8 protein-coding genes are annotated in these 8,924 nt (G+C 40.6%); 6 read left to right on the forward strand and 2 right to left on the reverse strand.

Annotation, left to right across the window (positions count from 1 at the left end; translation table 11 throughout):
- Positions 1–443 precede the first annotated feature (443 nt).
- The 3 genes from msrA (at position 444) to KGY70_00865 (ending at position 3,225) form a co-directional block, all read left to right on the forward strand.
- On the forward strand, positions 444–995 hold the full coding sequence (gene msrA, locus KGY70_00855) for a peptide-methionine (S)-S-oxide reductase MsrA (GenBank protein ID MBS3773713.1): 552 nt from the start codon (positions 444–446) through the stop codon (positions 993–995).
- Between the two features lie 170 nt (positions 996–1,165).
- On the forward strand, positions 1,166–2,083 hold the full coding sequence (locus KGY70_00860; protein ID MBS3773714.1) for a nucleotidyltransferase: 918 nt from the start codon (positions 1,166–1,168) through the stop codon (positions 2,081–2,083).
- Between the two features lie 35 nt (positions 2,084–2,118).
- Positions 2,119–3,225, forward strand: a complete 1,107-nt coding sequence (locus KGY70_00865) for an aminoglycoside phosphotransferase family protein (protein ID MBS3773715.1) — start codon at positions 2,119–2,121, stop codon at positions 3,223–3,225.
- Between the two features lie 338 nt (positions 3,226–3,563).
- On the opposite strand, the gene KGY70_00870 is transcribed toward KGY70_00865, so the two are convergent.
- Complete coding sequence (locus KGY70_00870) at positions 3,564–4,799, reverse strand: DUF763 domain-containing protein (GenBank protein MBS3773716.1); 1,236 nt, start codon at positions 4,797–4,799, stop codon at positions 3,564–3,566.
- A 668-nt stretch (positions 4,800–5,467) separates the two neighbouring features.
- Here KGY70_00870 and KGY70_00875 point away from each other — a divergent pair.
- The 3 genes from KGY70_00875 (at position 5,468) to KGY70_00885 (ending at position 8,511) form a co-directional block, all read left to right on the forward strand.
- A complete protein-coding gene (locus KGY70_00875; GenBank protein MBS3773717.1) occupies positions 5,468–7,768 on the forward strand; it encodes a transglycosylase domain-containing protein in 2,301 nt (766 codons plus the stop codon).
- A gap of 107 nt (positions 7,769–7,875) precedes the next feature.
- The gene (locus KGY70_00880) at positions 7,876–8,067 is read left to right on the forward strand and encodes a cold shock domain-containing protein (GenBank protein MBS3773718.1); all 192 of its coding nucleotides are present in this window, start codon (positions 7,876–7,878) and stop codon (positions 8,065–8,067) included.
- A gap of 231 nt (positions 8,068–8,298) precedes the next feature.
- Positions 8,299–8,511 carry a hypothetical protein gene (locus KGY70_00885; GenBank protein ID MBS3773719.1) on the forward strand — a complete coding sequence of 71 codons (213 nt, stop codon included), beginning with the start codon at positions 8,299–8,301 and terminating at the stop codon, positions 8,509–8,511.
- 156 nt (positions 8,512–8,667) lie between these two features.
- Here KGY70_00885 and KGY70_00890 read toward each other — a convergent pair.
- On the reverse strand, positions 8,668–8,924 hold a 257-nt coding region (locus KGY70_00890; protein ID MBS3773720.1), incomplete at its 5' end, for a CPXCG motif-containing cysteine-rich protein.

Raw genomic sequence — 8,924 nt, forward strand, 5'->3', positions numbered from 1 at the left:
AATATCCGGGGTAAGGTTTGTTCCCATGGTGGATGATAAAGGGGACAGACATTAGCAACAGAATTATGAATAGAAATATGACAAAATTTACCCCTGTAATCCTTTTAATTGTTTTTATCTGTGGTTGACCAATCTTTTTTTTTAACAATCTTCCCGATTGCAACTATAAAGCAAAACATATAATAATTTAAATAATTATACATTTATATGTTTTAGTGGTATAAAGTTGGTTATTGGAGAAGATTTCAGATATAGCAGGTACATAGGGTCTTCCATCTCAATCAAAAGCGCTTTTAAACCAAAAGAGCAAATATTTGTTTACACAATAAAGGAAATTGGAAATATATTTAAAAACAAAAGCAATGAGTTATATAACCTCTATATTGTTCATTATATTATTTTTAGCTCAGCCATTAACTGGTAACGATCAAAATAAAAAAACCATGGATACTGTCAATCAAAACAAAGTGGAAACGGCAACCTTTGGAGCAGGTTGTTTCTGGTGTGTAGAAGCCGTTTTTCAGCATTTAGAAGGAGTCCAAAGCGTTACCTCGGGTTACTCCGGAGGAGAAGTAAAAAATCCTTCTTACAAAGAAGTCACAACTGGAAAAACGGGCCATGCCGAGGCTGTTCAAATTAAATACGATCCTGCTGTGATCGGTTACAGGGAATTACTAGAAGTATTCTGGAAAACCCATGATCCGACCACATTAAACCGGCAAGGCCCGGACATTGGCCCACAATACCGTTCGGTCATTTTCTACCACAATGAAGAGCAAAAACGCATCGCTGAAAAGTCCAAAAATGAAATGGACAGATCGGGTTACTTCAGCGATCCGATTGTAACGGAAATGGAACCCTACAAAAATTTTTACGTGGCCGAAGATTACCATCAGGATTTTTACAGGAATAACCCCAATCAGCCTTATTGCCGTGTGCATATCGATCCCAAAATAGAGAAGCTACAGCAGCAGTTTGGGAAACATCTCAAATGACCGGATCACATTATATCATTTGTATTTCAATAAACAAGGATCACACCTCACGGAGTGTACGAGAGGGTTTCTCCTACGAAAATTTTGATAAAGCTCGGATTTATTTTAATATTGGGCCGAAATTTTACTGCAAATCTGTTACATCAGTCGGATCTAATAAATAACAAATTATGAGCAGCAAACGGACCCTTCTTATTCTGGCAGCCGGTATGGGCAACCGTTATGGAGGGTTGAAGCAGATAGACCGTTTTGGGCCCAATGGTGAAGCACTTATCGATTATACCATGTATGATGCCCTCAGAGCAGGTTTTAATAAAATTGTATTTCTGATCCGGGAAGATTTTGAAAAAGCTTTCCGAAAGCGATTTGAACCCCAGCTGGATGGTCTGAATGTGGAAATTGAATACGCTTATCAGTATATCCACAAAGAAGGGTATCCCTCATCCCAGAAACGCAATAAACCATGGGGCACAGGTGAAGCTGTGCTTTCCTGCCGTAATGTGATAGATGAACCTTTTGCAGTGGTAAATGCAGATGATTTTTATGGATACTCGGCGATGAAGACTTTGAGCGATTTTCTGTGGTCCCTTCCGGAACAATCCGAAGGTCAGTTCGCCATGGTAGCTTACCTTCTCGAGGCAACGCTGTCAAAATACGGACATGTAGCAAGGGGGATCATCCAAAAAGATGATCAGGGTGAACTGACTGACATCCACGAATATAAAAAAATCCAGTATGACAGCAATGGCTCCATTACAGGCTACAGGGCCAACGATGGCAAACAGGAATATTTCAAGCCCGATACGCTTGTATCGATGAATCTTTGGGGATTCACACCGGATATTTTTATGTATCTGGAACAAATATTTTCAGAATTTATAGAAAAATATCACGACTCTGATTCGGACGAATTCTATCTGCCCGAGGCAGTTTCCCAATTACTTGGGAAAGAGGGTATCTCCACGAAGGTATTCCTGACGAATGAAAACTGGTTCGGTGTAACCTACAGGGAAGATAAAAAAATTGCCATCCGGGAAATACAGTCTATGATCGATAGGGGATTATACCCTAAAAATTTATGGAGTTGAATACAGTCTAACCAAAAAACAATAAAATCAATATAATGAGTTCCAGCGAAACAGTACAGGATATATTCAGTCAATTCAATGTGACAGGTACTTATCAGGCAGCCAGAGTTTACGGTTCCGGTCACATCAATGATACTTACCTGATTCAAACCTCCGACCCGGCAAATACGGATTACATTTTGAGGAAAATCAACAAGTATGTTTTCAAAAATCCTCCGGCATTGCTTAACAATATTGCCATGGTCACCGACCATCTGAGATATAAAAAAGAGCAACATCATCTAGAAGATGAAACGGGACTTAATCAGATACTGAAATTGCTTCCCGCATTCTCGGGAAATTATTATGTGATGGATAAAAACGAGGACTACTGGTCGCTGTTGTATTTCATCCCGGACAGTAAAACACTGGATGTAGTGGAGAATGATGATCAGGCGATGGAAGGAGGGAAGGCCTTTGGTAATTTTATTCGTTATCTGAGAGATTTTCCTGTCAAAGAACTTCATATTTCCATTCCCCATTTTCATGATTTGGAAAAGCGGCTGGAATGGTTTGACCAGGCCATAAAGGAAGCGCCTAAAGACAGGTTGGATCGGGCAGGGGATATGATTTCATATTTAGAGGACCGGACAGAAAAAATGACTTCCATTGGAATAGCAGGCAGGAAAGGGCTCTTACCCCTGAGGGTCACCCATAATGATACCAAGTTCAATAACCTTTTGCTTAATCAATCCGATAAGGCCATCTGTATCCTGGATCTGGATACGGTTATGCCGGGCTACGTTCATTACGACTATGGAGATGCGCTCCGTACCATAGCAAATACCGGGGAAGAGGATGATAAGGATCTGAACAATATAAGGTTTAACCTGGCCTGTTTCAAAGCCTTCACCCGTGGATATTTTAACCGGACACTTGATGTTCTCACGGAAAAGGAGAAAAAACTGCTGCCGCTCGCGCCCTTCATGATGACCTATGAACAGACCATCCGTTTTCTTACTGACTACCTTCAGGGGGATATATATTATAAAACCGATTATCCCGGGCACAATCTTCAGCGTACAAAAGCGCAGTTAACGCTCTATAAGTCTATGGAAAGTGCCGAGAACGAAATCCGCTCCTATATTTATTCGTTTATGTAGCGTATTTAACCCGAATTATTCTTGAATAATTAATTCTTGTTCAAGTTTATTAAAATTCTGTAATACAATATAATATAACTGCACAACTTGAGCAATTCAGATCAATCCCCATTGAACCCGCATATTAATCATTTTCTTGTAGCAAAACTCATTGAATGCGGGTTTCTGACGCTATTGAAAAACCTGGCTTTTTGCTTCAGTAAATTTCGCAAAAAGCCGGTTTTTCTAATGCGGGGTTGCCTTGCTCCGCCGAAGCTTCGCGAAGGCGAGCCTGCATCCTTCCCGCAAACCATCCCGCATTCAAAAACTTCACTAGGTTTGTTTTTGAATAATGCAGGTTAAAACAGTTTGAGCTGAGTGGCTCCGCCGTTGTTTTTATTTTTCTCTTTGGTCTGGGGTGGTTTGGATTTCCCATAGGCTGTTCTGCCTCCGTATAAATGGGATTCCTCTTTTTCTTTGTTGATAAATTGTTCATAACGTCCCTTTTCGGGTTTGAAACCCTTTTCCATTTTACGGGAGATCTCCGAAAGATTCTTAAAAGCCTTCTTCTTTTCGCTATAGCCTATTTTGCTGTGCTCCAATGCTTTTTTTAGTTCCGATACCGTTTCATCATACACCTTGGTCTGCACCGGATAGGGATGTCCGTCCTTGCCACCATGAGCAAAGGAAAACCGGGCCGGATCGTTAAACCTTGAAGGGGTGCCGTGTACTACTTCACTTACCAAAGTAAGGGAGCGCAGTGTTTTGGGACCCAACCCCCGGATAAGCAAGAGCGATTCAAAATCTTTGTAAAGACCCTCATAGGTCAGGGCCAGTATGGAACCGAGACGTTTCAAATCAAAATCCTCCGGTCGTACCTGATGATGGGAAGGCATGCGTAACTTTTGAATTTCTTTGAGCATTTTCTGAGGATTTTCCCGGCTTATGCGGATAATTCCATCTCTTGAAGGCCGGGCATTTTTATCCGTGAGATTCAGTATCCGGCCCATATTATAACCGCATATGCTGGAATGGGGTTCTTCAACAAAAGATTTAACCTGCTTAGAATGCCAGTGATATCTTCTGGCCATCCCACTCTGGTCATTCATGCCCTGTTGTACCACTGCCCATTCACCTTTGCGGGTGACTACAAAATTGTGCAGATACAATTGGTAGCCATCCTGGATGGCTGTATTATCAATCTTAGCACTAAGCCTGCTGCTTTTTATAAGCTGATTCCCGTTTAAACCGGTTTTGTCAGCCATGCGCATCAGTTCGTCCGGCGTCTGCCTTGAATATTTTCCTCTTCCTCCGGCAATATAAAGGCCCAGTTCATGGGAAGCGGGATTAACTGATTTTTTCAAAGCCCCCATCACAGACGTGGTTATTCCCGATGAATGCCAGTCCATTCCCATAACGGCACCCAACGACTGGAACCAATAAGGATTGCTTAACCGGCGAATTACCTCTGAACTGCCATATTCCTGAACAATCCATTCTACAACTGCTCCACCCAGCCGGGCCATTCGTTCAAACAACCATGGGGGAACGCTTCCTCTATGTAAGGGCAAATCTGCCTGACCTGATCTTTTCATAATCTGTTGGTTTGTTCTGCTAAATTGCTAAATTGCTAAATTAATGAATGTTTCCTATACTGCAAAAAAAAGTGCTTTGCCTGAATATTTCCTGTACAACCCGAATTATTCACAAATAATTCTGACGCTATTGAAAAACCTGGCTTTTTGCTTCAATAAATTTTGCAAAAAGCCGGTTTTTCTAATGCGGGGTTACCTGCATCCATCCCGCAAACCCTCCCGCATTCAAAAACTTCCCTATCCCGCTTCTTCAGCGGGACGGGCTGTTTGTTTTTGAATAATGCAGGAAAAAAATCTCATTCTGTATATTAAACAAATACATTAATACCTCAATAATGTATGCTCGTAATTGAAATTCGTTCATTTGTCAATAGTTCCAAACAAAATTGGATGAAATGATGTATTATTGAATAAGGTTTTCATGATTTAGATTCTTTTTTTTCATAGTTTTAGTTTTTTGGGTTGCTTTTTGTGATTGGTTTTTTCCGGGGGTGTTTCGCACCTCCGGTTTTTTTATATCTTTGATCTCTCTTTATCTGGAATGATAGTTGAGTACTTTTATCTAAATGAAACCCGCATGCCAGAACCTTCACAACAAGGCAATGAATAAAACATGCGGGTTCCATAGTGGTATAAGCAAAGTTTGTAAATAATGAAACCAACCTGGAATGGCCCGGAAGAAAAAGAATCAAAAAAGAAAAGCATCCAGTTTTAGCCTGCTGAAAAAGTTACTGTATATCATTGTTTTTCTGCTCTTAGGGTTGGGAGCTTTTATAGCTTATAATATGCTTCAGGGGAATTATGGGGAATTTCCTGACAAACACAAACTGAAAGAAATTGAGCAGGCCCAGGCCACTGAAGTCTACACCCGATATGGCACACTGATGGGCAGGTATTATTTTGAAAACAGAAACAACCTCCATTTTGAAAAAATTCCCGACGGGATCATTCATGCCCTGGTTTCTACCGAAGATGTAAGGTTTTTCGAACATCATGGAATTGATACCAAAAGCCTTTTCCGGGTATTGTTTCGTACCGTTTTGCTGGGAGATGAAAGTTCCGGCGGAGGAAGCACCCTTACCCAGCAACTGGCAAAAAACCTGTTTCCCAGAAAGGGTAGGAGCCATCTGGCCCTTATAGGGGCTAAGATCCGGGAAATGATCATAGCCTGGAAGCTGGAAGATTTGTACTCCAAAAACAGGCTTATACAGATGTACCTGAATACCGTACCCTTCGGTGAAAATACTTTCGGTATTAAAAATGCCTCTCAGCGCTATTTTAACAAGTTGCCTTCCGAACTGGAATTGGAGCAGGCATGTACCTTAATAGGAATGCTTAAGGGTACCTCGTTTTATAATCCCAATACATCTCCTGATCGGGCAATAAAACGCAGGAATATTGTGATCTCACAAATGGAAAAATATGGTCATCTCAATACGGAAGAAGCAAAAAAATTAAGGAATAAACCGCTTGGCCTGAATTATCATCCCATAGATCAAAACAATGGCCTGGCTCCTTATCTTAGGGAATATCTGCGGCCCCGGCTCAAAGAATGGTGCAGAAACCATACCAAACCCAATGGTGAGCCCTATAACCTCTATACCGATGGACTCAGAATTTATACCACCATCGACGGCCATCTCCAGGAATATGCCAAAATGGCTGTAGATAAACATATGCGGAAACTTCATGAAGTCTTTGAACGGGAATTTAATTTCAAGGAAAAACAGAGCCATCATACATTAGCCAAAGAGATACTTAGCAGAATAGAAGCCTACAAAGAGGAATCCTTCCGGGATTCCCAATCCGCTGTCCATCAGGAAAAGCCTATGGAGATATTTACGTGGGATGGCCCGGAAAGGGTAAAAATGTCCCCGTTGGATTCGGTAAAACACCATCTTTCTTTACTCAACTCAGGATTTGTTGCCATGGATCCCCATAACGGATACATTCTGGCCTGGGTCGGTGGCATCGATCACCGGTTTTTTAAATATGATCATGTCACTTCAGAACGCCAGATAGGGTCTACATTTAAACCTTTTGTGTATGCCAATGCCCTGGCAGGAGGTGTAAAACCCTGTGATTATTTTTCCAACGACAGCATTGTATACGAACAATACGACAACTGGTCACCAAACAATGCCAACCGGGAATATGGGGGTGTTTACTCCCTGCAGGGAGCGCTGGTGAATTCTGTTAATACCATATCAGTACAGGTTCTTATGGAAGGGGGCATAGATTCAACCATCCGGCTGGCAAAAGATATGGGAATTGATGCCGAGTATCCGAGTGTACCTTCGCTTGCTCTTGGAACCATGGATGCCTCGGTGCTGGAAATGGCTGAAGCGTACACCGGATTTGCAAACCATGGGAAGCCTTTACATGGAAAAGCACTTCTAAGGATAGAAAATTCGGATGGAAAAGTGCTGGAAACATTTCAATCCAACAACAAAGAGCAGCAGGTAGTGGACCAAAAAATTTCCGAGCAGGTAACCATGATGCTTCAAAATGTGGTTAACAGAGGAACGGCCCGCTCGCTAAAGGAAAACTTTAATTTTTCAGGAGATGTAGCAGGTAAAACCGGTACTACCCAGGATCATGCCGATGGTTGGTTTGTGGGTTATACCCCTAACCTTGTTTTTGCCAGTTGGGTGGGAGCGGAGTATCCCTCGGTGCATTTCGAAGATATGACTTATGGCCAGGGGGCCGCAACAGCTCTTCCCATCGCCGGATATTTTCTTGATGAACTGTATGCCCATCACCCGGGTACCAAATATCTGGCAAAATTCAATTACAGCCAGATCGATCCTTCCGCATACGACTGTCCCGATTACAGGGATGAAGCACCGGGCTTCTTTGAAAAGCTACTGGATGCCCTGAAAAAAGACCGGGATAAACGCAAGAAAGAAAAGAAGAAAAATTTTATTGAAAAACTTATCGATAAATTTCATAAGAATAATGATGAGTAAAGAGAATTAAAAGGGGATCAAAAAAATTTTTTAAACTTTTTCAATAAATGCTTGTTGAATTTCTTGAATAACTTACATTTGTACAAGAATAAATTAATAAAATTGTTATGAAAGAAGGAAAAGTAAAATTTTTTAATGAATCCAGAGGTTTCGGCTTCATTAAGGACACAGAATCGGACAACGAATACTTCGTACATGTTTCAGGCCTGGTGGATAATATACAGGAAGATGACGAAGTGACCTTCGAACTGAAAGAAGGCAGAAAAGGATTGAATGCGGTAAATGTTAAACGGGTATAAATAAAAAATATACATCGGTTTATAAATTTACACTAATGTAATCCTAAGCTTCACAAAATTTTTTGTGAAGCTTTTTTTATTTATGGAATTTTTTTATATTGACCAACGAATTGGAGATGGCTTTGTCGCAGGGAAAAGGATATATACAAGTTATTTAAATCCAGCATCCTGGCAACATCAAGGAGAAAAAAAACAAAACCAGCATATAATGTCTAATTAAACTTCAGAGCGATGAAAATGCAATTTTCAGAATTATTCGAGATCAGCAACAGACTTATACGTCCCAGGGTAACAGTTGAAATAGGAGGCGTTAAACTAGAGGAGGGGAAATCCTATAGAGATGGTGCCTCTTCACTTGGTGTTGAACTGTTAAAGCACAGAAATTCTTCTTTTGATGTAATTAAGGAAAACAACGTCTATAAGGTTCAAACCATTTACGATTGATCAAGAGATAAAATTTTATTTATAATTGGCAGGATAACACATTACATTATCTGGTTTTATAATGTACAAAGCTTACCGTTTCCCTTCATTCATAAGAGAAAGAAAGGAAAGCATGGTTGCTTTTGTATGAAAGGATCCGTGGTTCACAATAACTTACTATTCTTCACAAGCTGCATGAAAATAGGATAACGCTCCATCGACAAATTCATAATTGATTTCAATGGAATTGCAGCACACTTCGCATTCTTCATAGTACTTCTGTTTTGAAACCGAAGGATCCAGGAACACCGAAATTTTTGTCCCGCAATAAGGACAAAGAAACTTTTTTTCTTTCAAATCATATTTCATAATATCAACTGAATTGAATTTTACCCGTCTACCTTCCGAAAAGATACGATAAATTTTTAATATAA

This window comes from Bacteroidales bacterium (assembly GCA_018334875.1).
Taxonomy (GTDB): Bacteria; Bacteroidota; Bacteroidia; order Bacteroidales; family UBA12077; genus JAGXLC01.